This is a genomic window from Thermogutta sp. (genome assembly GCF_039793925.1).
Taxonomy (GTDB): domain Bacteria; phylum Planctomycetota; class Planctomycetia; order Pirellulales; family Thermoguttaceae; genus Thermogutta.
In genome coordinates, this window is record NZ_JBAMME010000307.1 from 1 (window position 1) to 21086 (window position 21086).

Here is a 21086-nt window from a genome sequence, read left to right on the forward strand (position 1 = left end):
CTGCAGACCATGGGCCGTGGATTTAACCGCAACCGCATCGGATTCTGAGGTGTGAAATTACGGGCAAACCGCATGCGTTTGAAAAAACCACCGATTGGGTTGCTCTCTTAGCGAATAGCAGATGGAGAAACAAACACCCATGACACGGATGGATGGGAAAATGGAGCGGAGAGGGATGCTTTTGCGATCAGCGAAGGTTATTTGCGTTGTGGCTGCTTTGACATCTGGTCCTGGGGCAAAGGCGTTCGCGCAAACCGTTTACGGGTGTCCAACCTGCCAGGCCAATGTCCAATTCTTTGGCCACTATCCCACGCGGTGGCGGCCCTGGCCAGGGGAAACTCGGCCGGACATTCATTTTCCGCAATCGATCGGTGCGGAGCCGATCAAGCGGCCTGCCGGGGAAACTCCGCCCGTTCTACCCCACGAGAAGTTGGAACCCATTATTCCCAAGCCCGGGCAGGCGTTTCCCGAACCAGCTCCTCTGGAGCCGGCAGTTCCTCCTCCTGATCTTCCCGGCAGAGTTGGGCCGGGCGAAATGCAAAACCAACATATTCCACCGGGAGGGACGGGGGTGCCCGCGCCCATGAATGAGGCCAATCTTCCTCCCGGTTCCCCGTTCCAAACGGAACCTCCTCCGACTCCACCGCCGCCGCAGTCGCAAGGATTGCCCAGCTCGGGAGCGCAGCCACCGGTTCCCGTCCCGCAGGGAGCGCCCCCTTCCCCTGCCCCGGCCCCGGCAGTGCCGCCGACGCCGAGCGGTTCTTCGGACGGTAATTCATCAGTCATGCTTCCCGACGGACCGGCCCTCTCCGCGCGAATTCCGGCCAGTGGCGAAACAGCGCTCCTGCCACCAGCCACTACACAGATCCTGCTTCCATCGCAAAGGACTTCAACTCCTCTTGCGAATGTCACGCCGGGTGCGCCTCTTGTGGTCAAAAACCCAACAGTTACCACAGCGCTTACGCCGAACCCAAGCCCAAGGATTGATCCCACTCCGGATAAGCTGGCCGTGAGTCGCGTGCCGGCTCTTCCCGGGCGAATATTAGGGCCTTCCACCACCCCTCTTCCGCAGAGTCAGTTTTTGCCCGAACCCCAGCCTTCTCCGCCTGGCTTTCCGGTAGCGGCATCCGTGAACTCCCCGCCGGCTGTGTCCGACACAGTATGGGCCGAGGATTCCTCGCCAACGCAGTCGATCTCACCGGCCGGTTATGTCACGGCGAGTGGAAGTCCTTCGCCAGGCGTGGCTCCAGCCCGCCCGACCGCTTCTGCCCCGGAAAGCCCACTCCATTCTACAACGCCCGCTCTGGGCGGCTATTGTCCGGTCGAGTTGGTGGAAAACGAAACCTGGATGAAAGGTGAAGAACGGTTCGCAGTGGAACATCGCGGGCAGGTCTACTACTGTGCCGGTGCTGCTCAAAAGCGCAAGTTTCAAACGAATCCGGAACGGTATGCTCCCGTTCTGGACGGTAAAGACCCCGTGGTGTTTTTCGACCAGGGCGTTCGGGTGGATGGCAAGATCGAGCACTGCGTGGTGTATGATGGGCGTCTTTATATGTTTTCCGGCATTCAGTCGCTGGCTCGGTTTCGACAGAATCCCCAGCGGTATGCCCAGCTCGCGCTGAGGGCCAGTCAGTGAGCGTTTCCTGTTACCAGACGGTCCAAAAGCGCTGCCGTTTGCTCTACCATTCGCGATGCGGTGAAATGCTCACGGGCGTAGGCTCCAGCGAGTTCGCCCCAGCGATGACGAAGGCGAGGCTCCAATCGGAGCAATTGGGCTAGCGCTTCCCGTAAAGCGGGAACATCGCCCGGCTGTACCAGGCGGACGACGGAAGAAATATCTTCCAGCCCCTCGAATAACTCGGGGATTCCACCTGCTGTGGAGGCGATGACGGGCAGTCCCAGAAAGAGGGCTTCCATCACTGCGCCGCCCAGACCTTCCTGACGGGATGGAAACACGAAGAGATCAGCCCCCGCCATAAGCTCGAGGGCGTCCTCGCGAAAACCTGCCAGCACTGCTCGACTGTCCAAACCCAGCGAATGGATGCGAGCTTCCAGAACTGGACGTTGTTCGCCTTCGCCGACCAACACGAGAAAGCTTTGTGGGAACTCAGCCGCCAAATCCGCGAAGGCTTCCAGAAGATCTTCCTGCCCTTTGGCGGGTGTGAGCTTTCCTACGTGGACGACGAAAACCGCGGAATCAACTGCCGGTGACAGGTTGAGCAGATTCCGGAGCTTCTCCCGTCCGCGCTGTTTGTTGGCGGTTGCCAGGCGTTTAGGATCTACTCCGTCATGGATCACGGCGATCCGCGACTGGGGGATTCCTGCTGCCTGACATGCCGCCGCCGAAGCCCGCGAGGGGCACACCACGCAATGGAGACCCCATCGATAAAGCCGTCCGGAGCGAAGGGGGAAAATCGTCCGCCGGGCGCCCACGCGGATCAACCGCAGTCCAATGGCGGCCACAAGCCCGTGGAGAATGGCGTGGGGATCATTCATCCACAGGACGTGGGGGCGAAAATCTCGCAGGGTTCGTCGAATCTGCCACCAATTCCGAGGGCCTCGTCCGCGGCCGCGGAGCATTTGCACAGTTTGGGCCGCTTCCTCAAGGTATTGGGCCAAGCGGCTCTGGGCAGGTGCCACGGTAAGCACCCTCCAGTCTGAAGCCACCAAGCCTTCGGCGAGCAGGCGAAGCTGCTCCTCGCCGCCTCCCCATGTGATTTGCGTCGAGAAAAGCAAAATCCGCCGGGAACCTTGTGTTGGCGCGGGAACGCCTTTCAGGTGGGATTGCACCATCTGGGCAATTTCGGTCGTGTGGTACCGGGCTGCCAAAGGAACGGGTTATCCTCGATGACCAATACCTTTAGAAACTCACCGCATGAGCCGAAGCACCACGTTGAGCACGATGGTGAGCACGATGCTCAAGAGAATGCAGGTTGTGATGGGAAAATAAAACGACCATCGTTCGCCCCGGATGTGGATATCGCCTGGCAATCGTCCCACCTGCAAAGGTACAAAATGAAGCAGCCAGAGAATCCCACCAAGGACCATCACCACCAGGCCCAGCAGAATTAGCATCTTTCCCACTGATGAGAGGTCCATCGGCTGATCTCCTCATAAAGCCTTTATGGAACGGTAGAGCTGAGTGACAGGAAGATGACCACGGCACGTCAAACGCTGTTGTTCTCCTGTACCCGCCGGGCCGCTCTTCGGCTCATCCTTCTTTGAGTTTATGCCCGGCGCTCTCCGGGAGGAATCGGCACGTGAAGATTCATGGGCTGGAAGCCGCTGGCCACGGCGGCCGCCTGCTGAAGGGCCTGCGTGACGTAACTTTTCGCCACGTCGATCGCTTCCACCAGTTCTTTCCCCTGAGCGAGCAGTGCTGTGATGGCTGCTGAAAACACGCAGCCGGAACCGTGTGTTTGTGCCTGGGGAACAAGTTCACGATGGAACCACACGAAGCGGCCGTCGGAAAAGAGCACGTCCACGGCTTCGCCATCGACGCCGGGTCCTTTGACCAAGACGTGCCGGGAGCCCCATTGGGCGATGATAGCTGCGGCCTTCTCCAGGGTCCGCAAATCGGAGATGCTTGTTCCGGTGAGCAATTCCGCTTCCCGCAGGTTCGGCGTGAGCAATGTCGCGAGAGGAAAGAGAAGGTCCCGCATCGCGCGCACACCGTCCTCATCGAGGAGCGGACTGCCGCTCTTACTGAGAATGACGGGATCGACAACCAACGGACAGGAGAGTGCCTGAAGGCGGTCGGCCACCGCGTGGATGATCTCCGGCGTGCCCAACGCGCCCGTCTTGACCGCCTGCGGGAGAAGTTCTTCTGTGACAGCATCCCACTGAGCAAGGACAAACTGCGGTTCGACTGTTTGGACAGCCCATACCCCACGGCTATTCTGCGCCGTCAGGAGCGTCACCACGCTCGCACCATAAACGCCAAAATGATGGAACGTCTTCAAATCCGCCTGGAGGCCGGCCCCTCCCGAGGAATCCGACCCGGCCACCGTCACGGCCACTGGAATATTTGGGAAACTTGTCGTCACCTTGTGCTCCTGTTTCTCAAGTTATGTTCCGAAATACCGCGTACTTTATAAAGAGAGTCCAGCGACAGGGCCGAGTCAAGGGTTCCCCCGCGCAGAGTTGATCCACTTTGGTTCCCGAAACGAGAAGTACCGCCACCGCCAGGCCACCGGTATGGGGCGCTACAACTGATCGATCACCCCTGCACACCAGGAGTCGCAAGATCGGAAGAATTCAGAATCCGAGACGTTCGTCCTAGACGTATTCCCAGTCCTTGAGCCAGCGGTAATGATACGGCAGCTCTGCCCAGACGCGGTCCATTTCGCGTTCCAAAAGGGCTTTTTCATGCTGATCGAGTTCGCGACGCTCTTTGACGGCCAGCGCCACGTTATCAACCTGTTCGGGAGTGATCATCCCCGGAATGGGAGCCGTGATCGCAGGGTTGAAAAGGATGTAGCGGATGGTCAATCGGGCGATGCGATCATCCTCCTCACGATACGGGCTGTCTGGTGAGCTGTTGCCTTTGAACAGGGAACCGCTCGCGAACGGCTTGATGCCGAACCAACCCACGTCCATCTTTTGGATCGTTGCCCACAAACCGGTTTCGTCGGTGACCACCTTCGTCTTGGCGGTGTAAGGTGTGCAGATCACTTCTAATTGCTGGGGATATTTTTCGAGCAGCATTTTGATATGGGGACGATCGTGGGACGAGATGCCCGTGAATCGGGCCCGACCCGTCTTTTTGGCCCATTCCAAGGCGGCAATCACGGCCTCGATTTCGGCCTCCGTGTGACGGCTACTCTGCTCGTGACAGGTGATCCGCCAGATGTCGACGTAGTCCAGGCCGGCCTCTTTCAGACCCATGTCAAGACTCTGCTTGAGTTTCTCGAGGGTTCGCCACTCGGCAAAGCGAACTTCCCGCTGATACCAGGAATAGCCGAGGTACATCTTGTCGCGGCGGCCTTTCAGTGCCCGGGCATACGCCAAGACTTCCTGGCCGGTGCACGCATCAATGTAATTAATGCCGCGTTCGATGCAGCGGGTGACCACATCGTAGCGATTTTTCTGGAAGTCTGGATCGTCCAGTGCTGCGCCCAGCCAGTTTCCTCCCTGAAAGGAACTCGGGACAACCTGGTTGAGACGTTTCCAGTGTCCCCCGAGACACACAGCGGAGATCATCAGATTCGTCTTTCCGCAGCGGCGGTACTCCATATCGGGGTTGTAATTGAGGATTTTGCTGGTATCCACATTCTCGGGATTGCCGGCCCTCACCGTGAATGTCCCCTGCAACCCCAGAGCGGTGCTGGCGGCCGCTGCGACGGTCCCCTGGACAAATTCGCGCCGATTGAGTTCGAGTGCCATCGTCCAGTCCCTCCCCAATGAGTGGTCACTTCCCACGCACCTTTGCGCTTCAAAGTGAGAATCCGATGTCACACGGTATCACTTTGTCCCAGACGCCTGGTATAGTAATACACGCGTTGGCCAAATGTCAATCGAGCACTCGGCGGTGCAAGAGCCTCGGTTTCGCCATCGACAGAAGTGACTTGGACCTCTCCAGCCAAGGAGCGCAGCAGTGACCAGGTGCATGCGAATTGGGTTGATCGCGTTTTTTGTGTTGGGAGTCATTCTCGGCAATCGCATTCTTTGGGCAGAGGCGAAAAAACATCCCAACGTCATCGTCATTCTGGTGGATGATTTGGGCTGGGGTGACCTAGGGTGCTTTGGGGCTGCGGACCTGGAAACGCCTCACGTGGACCGCCTCGCCCGGGAAGGTATGCGGATGGTCAATTTTTACGCCAACTGCCCTGTGTGTTCGCCCACCCGGGCCTCGCTTCTGACAGGCTGCTATCCGGATGCGGTGGGCGTGCCGGGTGTCATCCGCACACACAGTAACAATTCCTGGGGTTATCTCAATCCGCAGGTGGAACTGCTTCCCGCAATTTTGGCGCGCGGCGGATATCATACCGCACTGGTGGGAAAGTGGCATTTGGGCCTCGATCGTCCCAACATCCCCACCGCCCGGGGATTCGCGTTTTTTCACGGTTTTTTGGGCGACATGATGGACGACTATTTCAACCATCGCCGGCACGGCATCAATTACATGCGGGAAAACGAGGTCGAGATTGATCCCGTCGGCCATGCCACGGAGCTTTTTACCCGCTGGGCCTGTGAATATATCGAGTCCCGCGCGGATTCAGCCCGGCAGGGCCAACCGTTTTTCCTCTACCTTGCGTATAACGCACCGCATGTTCCCATCCAGCCACCGGAGGAATGGCTGGACCGATACCGCCAGCGCCATCCCGACGCGCCGGAGCGCCGGGCCAAACTAGCGGCATTCATCGAACATTTGGACTGGGGTGTTGGTGAGGTCCTGAATACTTTGGATAAAACTGGCCTGGCCGAAGAAACACTCGTCATTTTCACCAGTGACAATGGTGGCCAGCTTGATGTGGGGGCTCGTAATGGCCCGTATCGTGCCGGCAAAGGGACAATGTATGAAGGCGGTATTCGGGTGCCGATGGTGGTTCGCTGGCCGGGGCAGATTTCCCCGGGCACGCAGAGTGACGCGGTGGCCCTGACCATGGACCTGTTCGCCAGTATCCTCGATGCAGCAGGTGTGGCCACGCCGGAGGGCCGCTCCGGTGTGACGCTGCTTCCAATCTGGAAAGGAGAAAAGAATCGCCTTCCAGCGCGAGACCTGTTCTGGGTTCGGTTGGAAGGGGGTGTGTTCAGCTATGCCGCGCGGCGCGGAGATTATAAGCTCATTCGGCCAGCACCGCAAAAGGGAAAGCAGCCACCGGATGAGCTGTACGACCTGGCCACCGATCCTTACGAGAAGAACGATTTGCGAACGAGCCGCCCGGAACTGTTTCGGGAGATGGTGCAGCTCCTGGAGGAGCATATCCAGTCAGTCAAAGATGTTCCGTGGCGGGACGAACGCGGCTTAGGCCCTGGGGAAATACCCCCATCGACGACAGCCAGTCCACGGTAGGGGAAAGATTGTCCCAACGTCGTTTGCCGTTCTTTTTGTTTTTTTAGTCTTTCAACTCCAGCACGCCGAGGTCATGCTGTCCCGATTGCGGGATCGTGCATTCGAGTGGTGTCGTGTTAGGGTTAGAGTATTTAGCCGGTATTGCCGCGGCAGCGGGCTTCACAATGGCTTGCTCTTTTGTGATGTCTGGCATTTCAGCGGCGTCGGCGGCGGCCTCCACGGCGGCGGTCTTGGTGATCACGATTTTATATTTGCCCGGCATCGCACCATCGCCCGCAGTGAGGGTGGTCAGCACAAACCTCCCTTGACTGTCCGTTTTTCCCACCGCCGCCCGCTGCCCTTCCTGCGGCACGAGCATGACGGAAGCCTCGGACACCGGTTGGCCCTTATACATGACCTGTCCACTCGTTTTCACCGTTGGGAGAGGAGATTTCTTCCCGCACCCCGATACGACAAGAGTTACCATCATCAGAGCGGAGACAACCGTCGCACCTGAGAACGCAGAACGCCGACAAGACATTTCTCCAGCTCCCCAACTTTTCCAGATACCGCGAACCGGGTAGCGCTTAATCGCAGCCCAGCGCCAAAAAGATGTGACACGCTCGAATATCTTTCGAATATCTTTGTGTCTTGGCAAAGATATCTGCCGTGTCATTGACCGAGTTGCCTATGCGCGGCCTCATTTGCATGAGGCGTTATTAATATCACACCTTTTGACCGCAAGGTTTTTCGGGCCGCTGCGTGCACAAGCCGCGGCAATTAACCAGGGGGCTACGCCGGTGCGGAAGTTGCTTAGAAGCTGGGAATGGTTTCCCCCGACGCCATCGACCCAAGCGCCCCCCAAACGCCATACGGGCTTCTCATTTGCACAAATCCGCTGATGCCGTCGGGCTCCGGTGCAGACAGATTCCCAGTGTCAATGGTTTCGCTGACGAATCTAACCGAAGCATCGCACATCAGCACGTTGACGCCGCCAGGATGATTGCTGTTGGGTGGATAGACGCCCCAATAGCAATACTGAGCTTCGCCACAAGCGCAGGAGGGTGCATTCGGAGGCAAAACTGTCGTGATGCCTTGGACGTGGGCATGTCCCTCGGCCCAGTAGCGTCCACGTGTCGCCCAGACGGTCCCTGTGAGCAGGTTGCGGTCGTTGGGATCCACCCGGGTGTAGCAGGTGATGGGACTCTGGCTCAGTCCGCTTTGCATGGCGGCGACACCACCTTTAACAAAGCGGGAGCGATTGGCGACCGCCCCAACAAGCGCTTCGGAAGCGGCAATCGTGTTTGACGAACCATCTGTGATATCCTGGAATCCCCGCCACGTGAGGCGCCCAAAGGGGGACCGAGGATTGGTGGCTAAATAGTTGTTGTAAATCTTATCACCGAAACTCAAGTGGTAGTTGGTGAAACCCTGGCGGGTCGGAGCGGGCAATTGATGCGCTGGTCCGTCCGACGGACAAAGCAAAAGCGATACCTGGCCCTGAATCGGTGGCCAACCTCTTCCAGAGTCTTCGTAGGCATACGGACCAAACGCAGGATAATACTGGCCGCCCACCGTCATGGGTGACGACACTTGTTGCCATCGGGCAGTCTCCTCGTAGTACGGCAAGAGCGATACCCACCCCGACATGTAACCGTAGTTGCACTCGTAATGATTAGGCCACACGCACCCTGTCGTCCCGGCGTTGAATGCACAGAAGACTTTGTGAGCGTCGTGATAATTGTGCAGGGCCAAGCCAAGCTGCTTAAGATGATTCGAGCAGTCACTTCGTCGCGCTGCCTCCCGCGCAGCCTGCACCGCTGGAAGAAGAAGCGCAATCAAAATCCCGATGATGGCAATCACCACGAGCAATTCGACGAGAGTAAAACCCTTGCGATACATAGCGCACCTCCTCGACTCAGAAGACGAGCGACTAAGAACTCTCACTGCGAAACTAGGCCCCCCTTTTTTCCGTTTCGCACGGCTGGGGCCATTCTACAAGCGGACAAAAACACTGTCAAGATTTTGGCAGACTTATCTTGTGCAACTCGTTATTCTGCATGCTCAGCTCATTTTTTTAATTATGAGTCGCGATGGATGTGTCAGCATGAAGCATTTCGTGTGCCAACGGCTTTCGAGATTTGATGTTCTCCCTAACGTATTGTCCGAAGATAACTTGCAACACCTTGGCGTTTTCAGGAGTAGACATCGCGGTTTTTTGCTCAGAAATTGAGCATGTTTCCATGAGAAGTTGGGCAAATACCCATTTGGGCTATTCAATGGCTGGACGTCGAGCAACCCGTCGCTCTTCACCTTGGAGTTCTCTCTGGCGGGCTGTATCTCGCACAGTAGGATAGGATGTGAGGATGGTCACACCAAAAAAGGTGCACGCGTTGCGGTTGGTTGACAAAAGTTGAAGGTTCTCCGGCAGGGGGCCTTGCTCCGCCTGTGTCGCGAGCCCTCGGAATGCCATGTCACTTCTGAACATCCTTTTTCCGCCACTGTGTGCGGCGTGCGGTGAGCCCGTGTTCTGGGACGCGGAGCCTCCCGGGTGGGATTGGGTCTTTGAAGGGCACGTGCGGGCCTATCCAGATCGCTTCTACGAAGCCCTTTGGGAGTGGGGAGCGCCACCGCGACGGGGTGCGAGCAATTTGCTTTGTCCGGCGTGTCTTGCCCAGTTGTCGTTTCCGGCCTGGAAGGCGTGTCCGCGATGTGGAGGAAGGGCCGACGCGGCCAATCTGCTGCCTCACGGTTGCTCGTGGTGTCATCGGCAAAAGTTTGCCTTTACGAGAACAGTCTCATTGGGGCCGTATTGGGGGCCTCTTCGCGCGGTGATCACTGCGATGAAACAGCCCCATGGGAAACGGCTTGCCCAGGCCATGGCCCGCGTGTTCTGGTGCCAGAGAGGGACGCAACTTCGCGAATTGGCACCGGATTGCGTGGTTCCGATCCCCATGCACAGGCGGCGCAAACGTCAGCGACAGATGAATAGCCCGGAGATCCTCGCTGACGTCCTGGCAGATTTTCTGGGGATTCCCACAGGAAAACATGTCCTCTACCGCATGCGGCCAACTCTGCCGCAGTCCTCGCTTAAGCCAGCCCAGCGATGGAAAAACGTCCGCGGGGCATTTTCCGTGGTATTCACGCCTTGGGACCGGATCATCATGGTTTGGACGCGTAAGCGGGTTCCCGGTGCGGGCGATCTCCGTCAAAAAGAGAAGCTTCACCGAGCGGACGACACCGACAAGCAGAGGAGAGAACAACCACGGCGTTCGCCGAGTGTTCATCCCCGGCTGGCCGGCCGTCGGGTGTTGCTAGTGGATGACGTGCTCACGACCGGCGCGACCTGTCACGAAGCGGCCAAGGTTCTTCTCGAGGCTGGTGCCCAGGAAGTCTTCGTGGCCGTCCTGGGTCGAGGGCAAACACCAGCGACAGCCGATTTTGAGCCTGAGCACACCCGGTAGTTAGAAAAACACGTGGTAGAGAGACTAAGCCCGCCGCCTCGGACGGGGGGCCTAATGCAGCAGCTCCAGAAGGTTGGGCGAAGACTCACGCGCCGTGGGTGATTCCGCGGAACATGAAAAATGCCGCCACCACCAGGCAAACCCCGGCGATCGCGTAGTTCCAGTTGACGGGTTGCCGCATGTAGAAAGTCGAAAAAGCCGCGAAAACGGCCATCGTGATCACCTCCTGCATCACCTTTAGTTCCGGCAGCGAGTAATACCGGCTGCCGATACGATTCGCAGGTACTTGCAGGCAGTACTCGAAGAATGCCACCGCCCAACTCGCCACAATGGCCAGGAAAATGGGGGCATTCTTGAGATCTTTGAGATGTCCGTACCAGGCGTACGTCATGAAGATGTTGGAACCGATCAACAGAAAGATGGGCAGCAGCTTCTCCATAAATGTCGTTTTCGCCTCACCAGAAACCAGCTATCCGAATGCGCAGAAAATCACCAACATTGAAGACCTGTGTTAAGGATCATCAGGGCAGACTCGCCCTTCTCGGCAGGGTTGTTGAAGAGGCACCTGCGGGAAGGATGATCAGCACAATCCTACCACTCGAATCGAACGGAATCAAGGGCGAAACAGATATGTCGTATCTTCCAAAAATTTCAAGAGTTACGGCGCAGCGGCGTCATTGGCGGATCCAGTCCACGAAAGCGCCATAGTTTGCGGTTTTATCTGTCGGCGGGGATGATGCCGTGCCTTCTCAGATAATCTAGGACGATGTCAGCCAGTTCTTCCGGAGAATGGCGCGCGGCATCGAGGTGGATCTCGGGATTGAGTGGCGGTTCGTAGGGATCGTCAATCCCCGTGAAGCCCTTGATCTCCCCAGCTCTGGCCTTTTTGTAGAGCCCCTTGGGGTCCCGCGCTTCGCAGACCTCAAGGGGAGCATCCACAAAGATCTCGATGAAATCCCCCGGGTTCATGGTAGCCCGCACCCGATCACGGTCAATTCGGTAGGGACTGATAAAGGCAGTGATGGCGATGATGCCCGCCTCGCAGAAGAGCTTGGCGACCGCTCCGATTCGACGGATGTTCTCTTCCCGATCCTGGGGTGAAAATCCCAGGCCGAATCGCTTGGCAAATTCTTCGCCGTGCCGTTCCCGGAGCATGGCGGGGCTGGCGTTCAGACCGTGGCGGATGTTGTCGCCGTCGAGGACGAAGCTATGGTAGCCGAGTGAATAGAGCCGATGGTCCACGAGGTTGGCGAGGGTGCTTTTCCCAGAGCCGCTTAAGCCCGTAAACCAAAGCACACAGCCCTTGTGGCCGTTCAATCTTTCCCGCTCTTCCCGCGTGACCGCATGTTCGTGCCAGAAGACCTTGGCCTCACCTGTGCTCATAGGTTTCCTCTTGTTGTTCCGCGTAAGTTCTGGTTTGAACCTTCGTTCACTGAGTGCTTCACGCCCGATTCTGGCCCAGCCTCCAACCCAAAATCGGGCCACTGTCCGTTTCTTGTTTTTCGATTTTTCCTGTTTTACCCAACCTACTAAGAACCCTAAGGACGGGCAACTAAAAACACTTATTATGAGGGAATCGATCAATTTAGGAAAGATGCCAAATAGCCGAACGGAAAGCTTTTTTCGATCCCCGGGTCGGGCGGAAGGATTTGGAACGCGAATTCCACCCTTGATGGGCTTAAGTGTTGACTTTCCCGGCGCTGCGGCCGAGTTGATCTTGCCGGCCGAGCGGGTTTTGAGATAGCATATCAATCACTCAACGGTGCGGGGAACGAGCCCCGGCAGACAACGATTCGACCCGAGAGCAACGGAAAGGACGCCGTATGCCGACCACCCTGGGTGAACTCAGCGCCCTCGTTGGAGGGGACCTCATCGGCCCGGCAGATATGATTATTGAGGGTGCTGCCCCACTCGGGCAGGCGGGGCCCCGTCAGATCACGCTTATCGACCGTCCGGAACGGTTGTCTAAAATTCTCCCAAATGAAATTGCCGCAGCCGTGGTTCCCCGCAAGGTGGAAGCCGCTCCTTTTCCCATTATTCGGGTAGAAGACGTCCACCGGGCATTCAGTCTCATCGTGCGGTTCTTTCGACCCCCTCGGGAGAACGAGCGGAAAGGCGTTCATCCGCAAGCCATTATCAGCCCAACCGCGCGGCTCGGTCCTGACGTAGAAATTCACCCGCTCGCGGTGATCGGCGATGATGTGGAAATCGGGGAAGGGTCCACGATTCACTCCGGTGTGCGAATTCTGGCCGGCTGCAAGATCGGACGTCAGGTCACGATTTTTCCCAATGCGGTCCTTTACGAGAATACCGTGGTGGGAGACCGCTGCATCATCCATGCGGGGGCTGTGCTGGGGGCTTACGGGTTTGGATATTGCTGCGAAGATGGCAGGCATGTCCTTTCGAGCCAGTTTGGGAATGTCGTGCTGGGCGACGATGTAGAGATCGGAGCCAACACCACGATCGATCGGGGCACCTACGGTTCCACCACAATCGGCGAGGGTACGAAGATCGACAATCTCGTAATGATCGGGCATAACTGCCGTATCGGCCGGCATAATCTGATCTGCGCGCAGGTGGGAATCGCCGGCAGTACAACGACCGGTGACTACGTGGTCATGGCTGGACAGGTGGGTGTCCGGGACCATGTTCATATCGGGGACGGGGCGGTGCTGGGGGCCATGGCGGGGGTCATCAATGATGTACCTCCCAATGCGCGATTCGTGGGAATCCCTGCCACTCCGGAACGGGAACAGATGCTCAAGCAGGCGGCATTCGCCAAACTGCCGGAGATGCGGCGGCAGCTTAAAGAAATTCAGGAGACCCTTCGTCGGCTGGTGGCCCGGCTTGATCAGTCTGATCAGTCCAAGGAAGCCGCGTGAAGGAGAACTCACCTATGGGAGGCGGACGCGCCACCATCCGCCCTATCAGCTCCAGGGACGCTGTCACGGTCCAATCCCGGCCCCGGCCCACACGGATTGGACTCATAGCCGGCTGGGGACGGTATCCTCTCCTCCTCGCTCAGCATCTCCAGGCACGCGGGTACGAGGTCTGCTGCCTGGCGGTCAGGGACCATGCCGATCCGGTCCTGGCTCAATGGTGTACAAAGTTTGCCTGGATTGGGCTCGGTCAAGTCGGGCGGTCTTTGCATCTGCTCCGCACCTGGGGCGTACGAGAAGCCACGCTGGCCGGGAAAATTCACAAAGTGACACTCTTTCGACCGTGGATGTGGCTGCACCATTTTCCGGATTGGGGCGGTGTGCGGGCGTTTGGGCCGCATTTCTTGTTTCGTTCTCGGGACAATCGGGACGATACGCTTCTGACCACCGTGTGCCGTGAAATCGAGCGTGCCGGGATCACCGTCCGACCCGCCACAGCCTATTTGCCCGATGTCCTCGTTGGCCCGGGGCCACTCACACCGGGGCATTTGACGCGGGCCCAGTGGAAAGACATCGCATTTGGCTGGCAAGTTGCCAAAGAAATGGGGCGTCTCGACATCGGCCAGACGGTGGTCGTCAAAAACCAGGCCGTTCTGGCGGTTGAGGCCATCGAGGGAACAGACGCCTGCATACGCCGGGCCGGGGAACTGTGTGCCTCGGGCGGATTCACCGTGGTCAAAGTCGCTAAGCCCCAGCAGGACATGCGCTTCGACGTCCCCACGGTGGGGACAAACACGCTCGAGGTCCTCGCCGCGGCAAAAGGGGCTATTCTGGCCGTCGAGGCGGAAAAGACGATTCTTCTCGATCCCGATCGCGTGCTGGAGCTAGCGCTCCGCGACCGGATTCACGTGGTGGCTGTGACGGAACGCGACATCGCAGCGGTCGGTTAGCAGGCGGCCAACGGCCGGCAGGTGCGAACACTTCTCGTGCCCCCGGCCTTTCCCGGGTGCGTCGTCGGGCCTGGGACCCTCGCAATTGCCCTCCCACATGTCCGAGATAGCCGATTGCTTTCCTGCGGAGGATCACGCGTGTGGTGATCAATGAATCGGCGTCAATGAGCCGCCATCCCAATGCGAACCTGACAAGCCGGTCCCGCCGGAAGGGCTGTGAGAATCCCGCGAGTCTTCCTCTGCGAGCTTCATCGACTCTCGGTGACCCGTTTGAGGTGTCCATACTGCGGCGGCCATATCCAGGTTTCCTTTTTCCGTCAGGGCAAAGTGATCGGGAGATAGCGGCTGGAGCGCTGGAGGACATTTGCTCCAAGTTCCTTGGGACATTCCGCCGAGATCGCAGGAGAGGGTGGTGTGTGGGCGATTTCTGGCCGTCCGGGGAAGGCCCCGAAAGGACGTGACGGCCTATCCATAACGGTGGCCAGTCGCGCAGGGAGGTAGCGGCTCGCTCGCCACATTCCGGGCGAGAAGCATGCGATGCGTCCGAAAGAAACTTCTGCCGTCCCCACTTTTGCTGTTTTGTTGACAATTCTTTCGCTGGCTGCGTTGGCGGCGAGCCATCCCGATGGCAAGCCCTGCGCCTGGGCTTCTGACAACGGGCCCGTCCTCTTTGCCCCTAGCGAAGCTGATCTGGGAGCTGGCCCGGCCACTGCCGATTCCCGCGACGATTTACCCAGGGCGTACCAATCCGCAGAGATTCAGCGCAAAGTCGGGGACAACCGCAGCGGTTCAGTGTCGTCGAGCGCCGAGTCCGACGGATGGTTTGCCAAGGGTCAGGCCGCAGGCCGGGCACCATTCGCAGCCGCAGCGGACCATTCACGGCCCAGCGACACAGGTTCCGCGCGCAAGGTGGAAGTACCACCGGCTGTGATAACAGCTCCGCGGAATGCTGTGCCCCTTTCTTCCGGCATTTCCACACCGACAATTGTGCCGCCGGGGACAGTGTATTCCCCCTCGGTTGTTCCCTATCCCTACGGAACACCGGCCCCGGTGCCTCCTCTTCAGGAGCAGCCGCGTCCGTTCCTAGGCATTTCGCTGCCTCGTCTCTTCAACCGCAATCGAAGTGCCGAGCCTTCACCGTTTGCTCGATGGTGGAATTCGCTTTGGGGAAAACCTCCGGCGAACGCTCTCCAAGGCCCACCCAGTTCCAGCGCGCCGTCCGGGACCGTGATCGCCGGGCCGGGTGCCCCGGCAACGTCTCCAAGTTGGGGTGGCGGTAGCGGATCAGCCACAGTGATTTCCTCTCCGGGTTCGCCTAGACCTTCCACGACCTCCGGTGGGAACCCTCTGGCCGCGCAGGGATGGTCGGCGTATGCTGTACCCTATGCACTTCCGCCATCTGGAAGTTCACCCACACTCGTGCCGCCCCCACTCACCGCGACACCCGCTGTCCAAACACCAGCGGTTCCAGCCTCAAAAAGTGCTGGGACAGGTGTGCCGGGCCTTCCCTTTGGAGCGAGCGGCACTTCCGATTCCCCCTTCCCAAACACCTTCTCCGGAGGCTGGGGCGCTTCCGCGACAAATCTCTCGGCCACCGCTTCCGGAACGGTGGCTACCGGCCCATCGGCTCACGTCTCTCCACCCGCCTGGCCTTCCTCACCGGGGTCACAATTGCAGTTGCCACCTTATCCTGGAACTGTCGGAGCGAGCTCTGCCAGCCCAGGGGCCAGGCCTTCTGTGTGGGACCGGGTCAAGAAGTGGTGGTCAGACGTGACGGCCCCCAAGGGGGTGCAAGGCCGCGCGGCCCTTTTGCCGCCTGGAGGGCAGCCTCGCCCAGGCGTTTTCCGTGCTTCCCCACCTCCCGCTTCTGATCCTTTTACGTCGCGCACCAGCTCCGTTCCGTCGTGGGCCACCCCTCAGGCGACCGTTTTGCCGAGCGGCTCCCCAGCGGTTCTGCCACCTCCTGCACCGCAACTACCTTTGCGGCAGGCGTGGTGAATGGGCTTTTCGGAGGTGTTCGCTTACCTCGATCCAGGAACTGACGGCGGCGCTAGGCGCCGTCGTTGGGGTGCTTTTTTTGTCAAGCCAAGACGGCTTAGAATGGAACATGCTGGAGTGCGGTGGCTTTGGGACGGCTGGCGTATCTGTTCTTGCCGTCGTCGGGCGGCAGGTGACCGCAAATCGCAAAACTTAAGCACGGTTTGGTGGTCGGTAAGGGACCACCTTTATCTCCAAAAAGGTAACGACCATGGCCTTGGTGACACTTCGTATCGTGGACGGAGTGGATCGCGGCCGGGTGTATGAAGATCTGCCAACCCCCATCACCGTGGGGCGGGAAGAAGGGAATGTGGTGCGGCTCAGCGACGAGCGGGTGAGCCGGTTTCATCTGAAGATTCAGGAAGACCGCAATCGGATTGTCCTCACCGATCTGGCCAGTACAAACGGCACGCGGGTCAATGGAGAGCCTGTCCAGGTGGCGGAGATTCGGCCCGGCGATCTCATCACGCTCGGCAAGACGGTGATTCTGGTGGGATCCCGGCAGCAAATTGCCCAGCGGCTTGCCGAACTTCGCAAAAGGTTGGAAGAGGAGCGTCAGAAGAAAGGCCGGGCGGCGCCGGAGGAAGCGGTTCCCAGTTCTGAATGGAGCTCGTCCTGGTATTCGCCGTCGCTCGATTCGGAGCTTCACTGGGAAGAAGAAGCGGAGAGTCTGCGGCCCATCGCCGAACTCATTCCTCCTGAACTCCCCGCCGATCTGTCTCCCGCTCAGATGGCCCAATTAGCGGAACTTTTACAGTTTTTCCACCTCCGGTTGCGGCGGGTCATTCGCACGGGGACGGTCCATCAGGCCTCCGACGACGAGCATGTGACGCTCGACCAGCGGCAGTGGCAGAGCCTGCTGGACCTGTATGCCCGACTTGCGGAGTACCTCCGTGCGATTGGCGAGCCGCCCCTCTGAGGCCGCTTCAGTATGGAGCGTAGGTCAGCTTTCGTTGCAGGGCGATCCGGAAACAGCCGGTGAATTGTGTAAAACGACGGGCATTCACTCCCAGCGGAGCACGGCGCCCTGGTCCGCACTGGTGGCCATCCGGGCGTATTTCGCCAGATAGCCTTTGACGAATCGTGGCGGCGGTGGTGACCAGCGCTTTCGTCGTTCGGCGAGGACTTCTTCACTGACCAGGACGTTGAGCTTGCGAGCGGGGATATCAATTTCGATGAGGTCCCCGGGTTCCAGGAGAGCGATGGGCCCCCCTGCGGCGGCCTCCGGACTGACGTGTCCAATGCAGGCCCCGGCTGTTCCTCCGCTGAACCGACCGTCCGTGATAAGGGCCACCTTGTCGTCGAGCTTGACACCCTTAATGGCGGTGGTGGGGGCCAGCATCTCCTGCATTCCCGGGCCGCCTCTCGGTCCTTCATAGCGGATGACCACCACGTCGCCGGCCTTCACCTTTCCGTTGATGATTCCCTGATAGGCCTCGGTTTCAGATTCGAAGATGACCGCCGGGCCAGTGAAGCGGAGCATATGGGGGAGAACGCCTGCCGTCTTGACCACTGCTCCCCGGGGCGCCAGGTTGCCGTAGAGGATGGCTAAGCCGCCCTCGTGACTGTAGGCATTTTCCACCTCACGGATGCAGTCATAGGGATCGAAGCCGAGTTGTTCTGGGGTGAGTTCCCGAATTGACCGGGCCTTGCGCGGCACACTCAAGCCCGGCACGTTTCGCTGGCCCCCGGCGGTGACCGCTGCAAGTTCCAGTGCCTCTTCGCTGGCCGTCTGCGCACGGATGTCGTACTCGGCGATATTTTCGCCCAGCGTCTTTCCCGTCACCGTCATGCAATCCAGATGCAAAAGACCGGGACGGCCCCGGGCAATGGCACCCAGGATGGTGTGAACACCCCCGGCATTGTGTACGTCTTCCACGTGGTAGTGGCTGCTGGGCGCGACGCGACAAATATTGGGGGTTTTCCGACTCAGTTCATCGATGCGCCGAAGGTCGTAATCGATCTCTGCTTCTTTGGCCACCGCCATGATGTGGAGCACGGTGTTGGTGCTTCCGCCCATCGCCATGTCGAGAACCATGGCGTTATCAATCGACTCCGCGGTGATGATTTCCCGCGGTAGCAGACCATGGCCCGGGCCCAATCTTTCGAACTGCCACACCATTTCCACAATCCGTTGGGCCGCGCGTCGGTAGAGACGCTTCCGCTCGGCACTGGTGGCCAAGAGCGTGCCGTTGGTGGGAAGTGCGATGCCCAGGGCCTCACACAGGCAGTTCATGCTGTTGGCGGTGAACATGCCGGAGCACGAGCCGCAGGTGGGACACCCGAGGCGTTCCAGTTCTGCCAGTTCTTCCTCAGTCAGTTTGCCATCTTGACGTGCTGCCGCCGCGATAAACACGTCGATGAGGTCCACCTTTCGCCCATCAGGAGCTCGCCCGGCCTCCATCGGACCGCCGCTCACAAAGATCGTGGGGATGTTGCACCGCACCGCCGCCATGAGCATCCCGGGCACAATTTTGTCACAATTCGGGATGCAGATCATCCCGTCGAAACAGTGTGCTTGGAGCATCGTCTCCACAGAATCGGCGATGAGTTCCCGGCTAGGCAGCGAGTACTTCATTCCGGTATGGCCCATTGCGATGCCATCATCGACGCCGATCGTATTGAAAACGAAGGGCACCCCACCGGCCTCGCGGACGCACTCTTTGATAAACTCACCCACCGCGTTAAGATGCACATGACCGGGGATGATATCGGTGTAGCTGTTGCAGATAGCGATAAAAGGCTTGCGGAAATCGTCATCTTGGACCCCAGTCGCGCGGAGCAAACTGCGATGGGGTGCCCGAGCAGCGCCGAGTTTGATTTGATCCGAGCGCATGGTTGACCTCGTTGGTGACTCAATAAGTGCCAGACAACTTGCGTGAAACCAGCGTCCTGTTGGACGCTCGAGTGAATCACAGCCTCGTCTGCGGAACAAAGCACGTCATTTTATGCGACGATCACGGAGGAAGCCAGCCCCGCCCGGATTGAGCTCTTAGCCACGAATAGCAATCTCCCCTGCTAGGGATTCATGGAACTTTTAAATCGGGCGGCGGAGCGGAAGATGAGCGAGGCAATTTCCCGTGAGGAGGCTTCCATCAAGAACGACCACCGGCCTTGTCGCGGGACGACAAGGCCGGAAGGTCCGTAGGATCGGGAGGTGTCGGCATGTCGAACCGGGTAAGGGCTGGTGTAAACGCACTACCCTGACTATTGGTGTTGTTGGTTCTGATATGTCGGGACGTCAATTGTGACAGGGCAACGTGATCACGGGCTGGAGGGCCCTTCTTCATGCTCGGCCACAGCGACAGGCACGGCGATCGCTGTGGCGATAGCGCCACCAACGATCCAGGGGTTTCGCATCCACTGACCGATTCGGGACAGGGCCTGACCGCGACTAATGTCCTGACCAGCCACGATCAGGGTAGCCTGCTGGGCGCCCGGCGGAGCGGTGCGGGGGCTCCACAGCCGGTAGGTGCCTGTCCCATTAGCCGCTGACAAACGATAAACACCCCCGGAAAGGCCCTTGATGGCGAAACGGCCGTTATCATCCGTTTTCACCACTCCCAGAAGCTGCTGCTGTCCGTTTTCCACAGCCACGGTGGTTTGGGGGATGGGACGACCCTCCGGCGTGACGACCTGTCCAAGCAGCACTCCCCCATCATGAAGCGCCACGTCAATGACGCGGGGTGCGGGTGCTGAGGCCGTCTCCCCTGCCCAAAGATAACCTCCCACAAGTACCGCGATTATGCATCCCAAAAACACGCACCAGTGTCTCATTGCTCACACTCCGTATGCGTTACAGATCCGTGCTTTCCTTGCCCGGCGTTGCGGCCCGGTTGTGCGGTGCAAAAGCGAAATGAACCGGACAGCCGACAAAATTGGTTTCATCCACATAGAGCGTATCGGAACCGCTCCGTCCGGCTCTTCAGTCTTTTTCTTGCGCTGGACAATGAGACTAGAAAAAAGTGCCCCAGCACCACATCATAAATACACTTTGTGCTTTTGATGAGCACGATCTTAGCATCTTAAAGTGCTTGCAGCATCGGCAGTTTCCTCTATCAGGATTGAAATTTGGGCAGAATCGCCATATGCTTGTGGGGGAAGGAAGAAGGTCTCGGGAAAAGGAAAAGGAAGTGGCGCGTGGCGAAGCGCGGGAATCACTACGAAGCGGCATTTGAGGCTTTCCTCCGGGATTCCGCTATTCCCTACGTGGCGGTGGACGAGGCCCGCCGGGCCGTTCTGACCGACGGCCGTTCTCTGAAAAGCCTCGATTTCCTGGTGGCCCCTCGCGGTGCCACAACCTGGCTTGTCGACGTCAAAGGCAGGCGGTTTCCCTCCGGTGAAGAGCACCTCCAGTACTGGAAAAACTGGTCCACCCGGGACGATCTGGAAAGCCTGGCTGAGTGGGAATCCCTTTTTGGGGAGGGATTTCGCGGTCTATTTGTGTTTGCCTTTCACATTGTGGCGAAAAGGTTGCCAGTTGAGGAGTCGCTGGTCGTGTCGTTTCGCGGGGAGCGCTACGCGTTCCTAGGGGTGGAATTACCAGAATATCGGCGGTTGTGCCGGGTGATCTCACCCCAATGGCAGACGCTGGCGGTCTCGGCCCGCGATTTTCGGGCGGTCGCTCGACCGGTCCAGGAGTTATTCGGACTCCTCGAAAATAACCACTCCTGTTGCCACCAGGCGTTGCTCGCTCCGGTGTCCTAAGAACCGCTCCAAAATTCCGGCCCAGACCCTGTCACCGTGGATGCCCGGGGGATCG

General features: G+C 58.9%; 18 protein-coding genes. 8 read left to right on the forward strand and 10 right to left on the reverse strand.

Annotated elements, in window-relative coordinates; genetic code table 11:
- The first annotated feature begins 139 nt into the window (after positions 1 to 139).
- Complete coding sequence (locus ABJK56_RS16310; protein WP_347245735.1) at positions 140 to 1636, forward strand: hypothetical protein; 1497 nt, start codon at positions 140 to 142, stop codon at positions 1634 to 1636.
- Here ABJK56_RS16310 and ABJK56_RS16315 read toward each other — a convergent pair.
- The 4 genes from ABJK56_RS16315 to ABJK56_RS16330 all read right to left on the reverse strand — a co-directional run bounded on the left by ABJK56_RS16315 (position 1630) and on the right by ABJK56_RS16330 (position 5385).
- Entirely contained in the window at positions 1630 to 2829 is a 1200-nt protein-coding gene (locus ABJK56_RS16315; protein WP_347245736.1) for a glycosyltransferase, read from the reverse strand. The genes ABJK56_RS16310 and ABJK56_RS16315 overlap by 7 nt on opposite strands.
- Positions 2830 to 2868: 39 nt before the next feature.
- Positions 2869 to 3099 carry a DUF2905 domain-containing protein gene (locus ABJK56_RS16320; protein WP_347245737.1) on the reverse strand — a complete coding sequence of 77 codons (231 nt, stop codon included), beginning with the start codon at positions 3097 to 3099 and terminating at the stop codon, positions 2869 to 2871.
- Between the two features lie 128 nt (positions 3100 to 3227).
- Positions 3228 to 4046, reverse strand: coding sequence for a bifunctional hydroxymethylpyrimidine kinase/phosphomethylpyrimidine kinase (gene thiD / locus ABJK56_RS16325; RefSeq protein WP_347245738.1), 819 nt, complete (start codon positions 4044 to 4046; stop codon positions 3228 to 3230).
- 232 nt (positions 4047 to 4278) lie between these two features.
- Positions 4279 to 5385, reverse strand: coding sequence for an aldo/keto reductase (locus ABJK56_RS16330; RefSeq protein ID WP_347245739.1), 1107 nt, complete (start codon positions 5383 to 5385; stop codon positions 4279 to 4281).
- Positions 5386 to 5596: 211 nt separating this feature from the next.
- Here ABJK56_RS16330 and ABJK56_RS16335 point away from each other — a divergent pair, with 211 nt between their 5' ends.
- The gene (locus ABJK56_RS16335; RefSeq protein WP_347245740.1) at positions 5597 to 7015 is read left to right on the forward strand and encodes a sulfatase-like hydrolase/transferase; all 1419 of its coding nucleotides are present in this window, start codon (positions 5597 to 5599) and stop codon (positions 7013 to 7015) included.
- Positions 7016 to 7058: 43 nt separating this feature from the next.
- Here the strand turns inward: ABJK56_RS16335 and ABJK56_RS16340 are convergent, their stop codons facing one another.
- Together ABJK56_RS16340 and ABJK56_RS16345 are read right to left on the reverse strand one after the other, a co-directional pair.
- A complete protein-coding gene (locus tag ABJK56_RS16340) occupies positions 7059 to 7373 on the reverse strand; it encodes a hypothetical protein (RefSeq protein WP_347245741.1) in 315 nt (104 codons plus the stop codon).
- 434 nt (positions 7374 to 7807) lie between these two features.
- Positions 7808 to 8896 carry a DUF1559 domain-containing protein gene (locus ABJK56_RS16345; protein WP_347245742.1) on the reverse strand — a complete coding sequence of 363 codons (1089 nt, stop codon included), beginning with the start codon at positions 8894 to 8896 and terminating at the stop codon, positions 7808 to 7810.
- Positions 8897 to 9465: 569 nt separating this feature from the next.
- On the opposite strand from ABJK56_RS16345, the gene ABJK56_RS16350 reads away from it, so the two are divergent.
- Positions 9466 to 10458, forward strand: a complete 993-nt coding sequence (locus tag ABJK56_RS16350) for a phosphoribosyltransferase family protein (protein ID WP_347245743.1) — start codon at positions 9466 to 9468, stop codon at positions 10456 to 10458.
- A gap of 85 nt (positions 10459 to 10543) precedes the next feature.
- Here ABJK56_RS16350 and ABJK56_RS16355 read toward each other — a convergent pair whose 3' ends face one another.
- Positions 10544 to 10897, reverse strand: coding sequence for a DMT family protein (locus ABJK56_RS16355; protein WP_347245744.1), 354 nt, complete (start codon positions 10895 to 10897; stop codon positions 10544 to 10546).
- A 278-nt stretch (positions 10898 to 11175) separates the two neighbouring features.
- On the reverse strand, positions 11176 to 11841 hold the full coding sequence (cysC, locus tag ABJK56_RS16360) for an adenylyl-sulfate kinase (RefSeq protein WP_347245745.1): 666 nt from the start codon (positions 11839 to 11841) through the stop codon (positions 11176 to 11178).
- Positions 11842 to 12281: 440 nt separating this feature from the next.
- Here cysC and lpxD point away from each other — a divergent pair, with 440 nt between their 5' ends.
- The 4 genes from lpxD (at position 12282) to ABJK56_RS16380 (ending at position 17243) form a co-directional block, all read left to right on the forward strand.
- Positions 12282 to 13340 carry a UDP-3-O-(3-hydroxymyristoyl)glucosamine N-acyltransferase gene (gene lpxD, locus ABJK56_RS16365; protein ID WP_347245746.1) on the forward strand — a complete coding sequence of 353 codons (1059 nt, stop codon included), beginning with the start codon at positions 12282 to 12284 and terminating at the stop codon, positions 13338 to 13340.
- 14 nt (positions 13341 to 13354) lie between these two features.
- Positions 13355 to 14287 (forward strand): UDP-2,3-diacylglucosamine diphosphatase LpxI, encoded by a 933-nt coding sequence (gene lpxI, locus ABJK56_RS16370; RefSeq protein ID WP_347245747.1) that lies wholly within the window; start codon positions 13355 to 13357, stop codon positions 14285 to 14287.
- Between the two features lie 537 nt (positions 14288 to 14824).
- The gene (locus ABJK56_RS16375; RefSeq protein WP_347245748.1) at positions 14825 to 16285 is read left to right on the forward strand and encodes a hypothetical protein; all 1461 of its coding nucleotides are present in this window, start codon (positions 14825 to 14827) and stop codon (positions 16283 to 16285) included.
- 250 nt (positions 16286 to 16535) lie between these two features.
- Positions 16536 to 17243 (forward strand): FHA domain-containing protein, encoded by a 708-nt coding sequence (locus ABJK56_RS16380; RefSeq protein WP_347245749.1) that lies wholly within the window; start codon positions 16536 to 16538, stop codon positions 17241 to 17243.
- Positions 17244 to 17327: 84 nt separating this feature from the next.
- Here ABJK56_RS16380 and ilvD read toward each other — a convergent pair whose 3' ends face one another.
- Together ilvD and ABJK56_RS16390 are read right to left on the reverse strand one after the other, a co-directional pair.
- A complete protein-coding gene (gene ilvD / locus ABJK56_RS16385; RefSeq protein ID WP_347245750.1) occupies positions 17328 to 19160 on the reverse strand; it encodes a dihydroxy-acid dehydratase in 1833 nt (610 codons plus the stop codon).
- A gap of 428 nt (positions 19161 to 19588) precedes the next feature.
- Complete coding sequence (locus tag ABJK56_RS16390; protein ID WP_347245751.1) at positions 19589 to 20101, reverse strand: carboxypeptidase-like regulatory domain-containing protein; 513 nt, start codon at positions 20099 to 20101, stop codon at positions 19589 to 19591.
- Between the two features lie 363 nt (positions 20102 to 20464).
- On the opposite strand from ABJK56_RS16390, the gene ABJK56_RS16395 reads away from it, so the two are divergent.
- Positions 20465 to 21031 carry an HYExAFE family protein gene (locus ABJK56_RS16395; RefSeq protein WP_347245752.1) on the forward strand — a complete coding sequence of 189 codons (567 nt, stop codon included), beginning with the start codon at positions 20465 to 20467 and terminating at the stop codon, positions 21029 to 21031.
- Positions 21032 to 21086 lie beyond the last annotated feature (55 nt).

What these genes read in the sequence shown, in the direction of transcription:
- ABJK56_RS16380 (WP_347245749.1), top strand. Translation starts at nt 16,536, where the DNA reads ATGGCCTTGGTGACACTTCGTATCGTGGACGGAGTGGATCGCGGCCGG.
- ABJK56_RS16330 (WP_347245739.1), bottom strand. Translation starts at nt 5,385, where the DNA reads ATGGCACTCGAACTCAATCGGCGCGAATTTGTCCAGGGGACCGTCGCA.
- ABJK56_RS16390 (WP_347245751.1), bottom strand. Translation starts at nt 20,101, where the DNA reads ATGAGACACTGGTGCGTGTTTTTGGGATGCATAATCGCGGTACTTGTG.
- ABJK56_RS16340 (WP_347245741.1), bottom strand. Translation starts at nt 7,373, where the DNA reads ATGCTCGTGCCGCAGGAAGGGCAGCGGGCGGCGGTGGGAAAAACGGAC.
- ABJK56_RS16350 (WP_347245743.1), top strand. Translation starts at nt 9,466, where the DNA reads ATGTCACTTCTGAACATCCTTTTTCCGCCACTGTGTGCGGCGTGCGGT.
- lpxD (WP_347245746.1), top strand. Translation starts at nt 12,282, where the DNA reads ATGCCGACCACCCTGGGTGAACTCAGCGCCCTCGTTGGAGGGGACCTC.
- ABJK56_RS16345 (WP_347245742.1), bottom strand. Translation starts at nt 8,896, where the DNA reads ATGTATCGCAAGGGTTTTACTCTCGTCGAATTGCTCGTGGTGATTGCC.
- lpxI (WP_347245747.1), top strand. Translation starts at nt 13,355, where the DNA reads ATGGGAGGCGGACGCGCCACCATCCGCCCTATCAGCTCCAGGGACGCT.
- ABJK56_RS16355 (WP_347245744.1), bottom strand. Translation starts at nt 10,897, where the DNA reads ATGGAGAAGCTGCTGCCCATCTTTCTGTTGATCGGTTCCAACATCTTC.
- ABJK56_RS16310 (WP_347245735.1), top strand. Translation starts at nt 140, where the DNA reads ATGACACGGATGGATGGGAAAATGGAGCGGAGAGGGATGCTTTTGCGA.
- cysC (WP_347245745.1), bottom strand. Translation starts at nt 11,841, where the DNA reads ATGAGCACAGGTGAGGCCAAGGTCTTCTGGCACGAACATGCGGTCACG.
- ABJK56_RS16375 (WP_347245748.1), top strand. Translation starts at nt 14,825, where the DNA reads ATGCGTCCGAAAGAAACTTCTGCCGTCCCCACTTTTGCTGTTTTGTTG.
- ilvD (WP_347245750.1), bottom strand. Translation starts at nt 19,160, where the DNA reads ATGCGCTCGGATCAAATCAAACTCGGCGCTGCTCGGGCACCCCATCGC.
- ABJK56_RS16320 (WP_347245737.1), bottom strand. Translation starts at nt 3,099, where the DNA reads ATGGACCTCTCATCAGTGGGAAAGATGCTAATTCTGCTGGGCCTGGTG.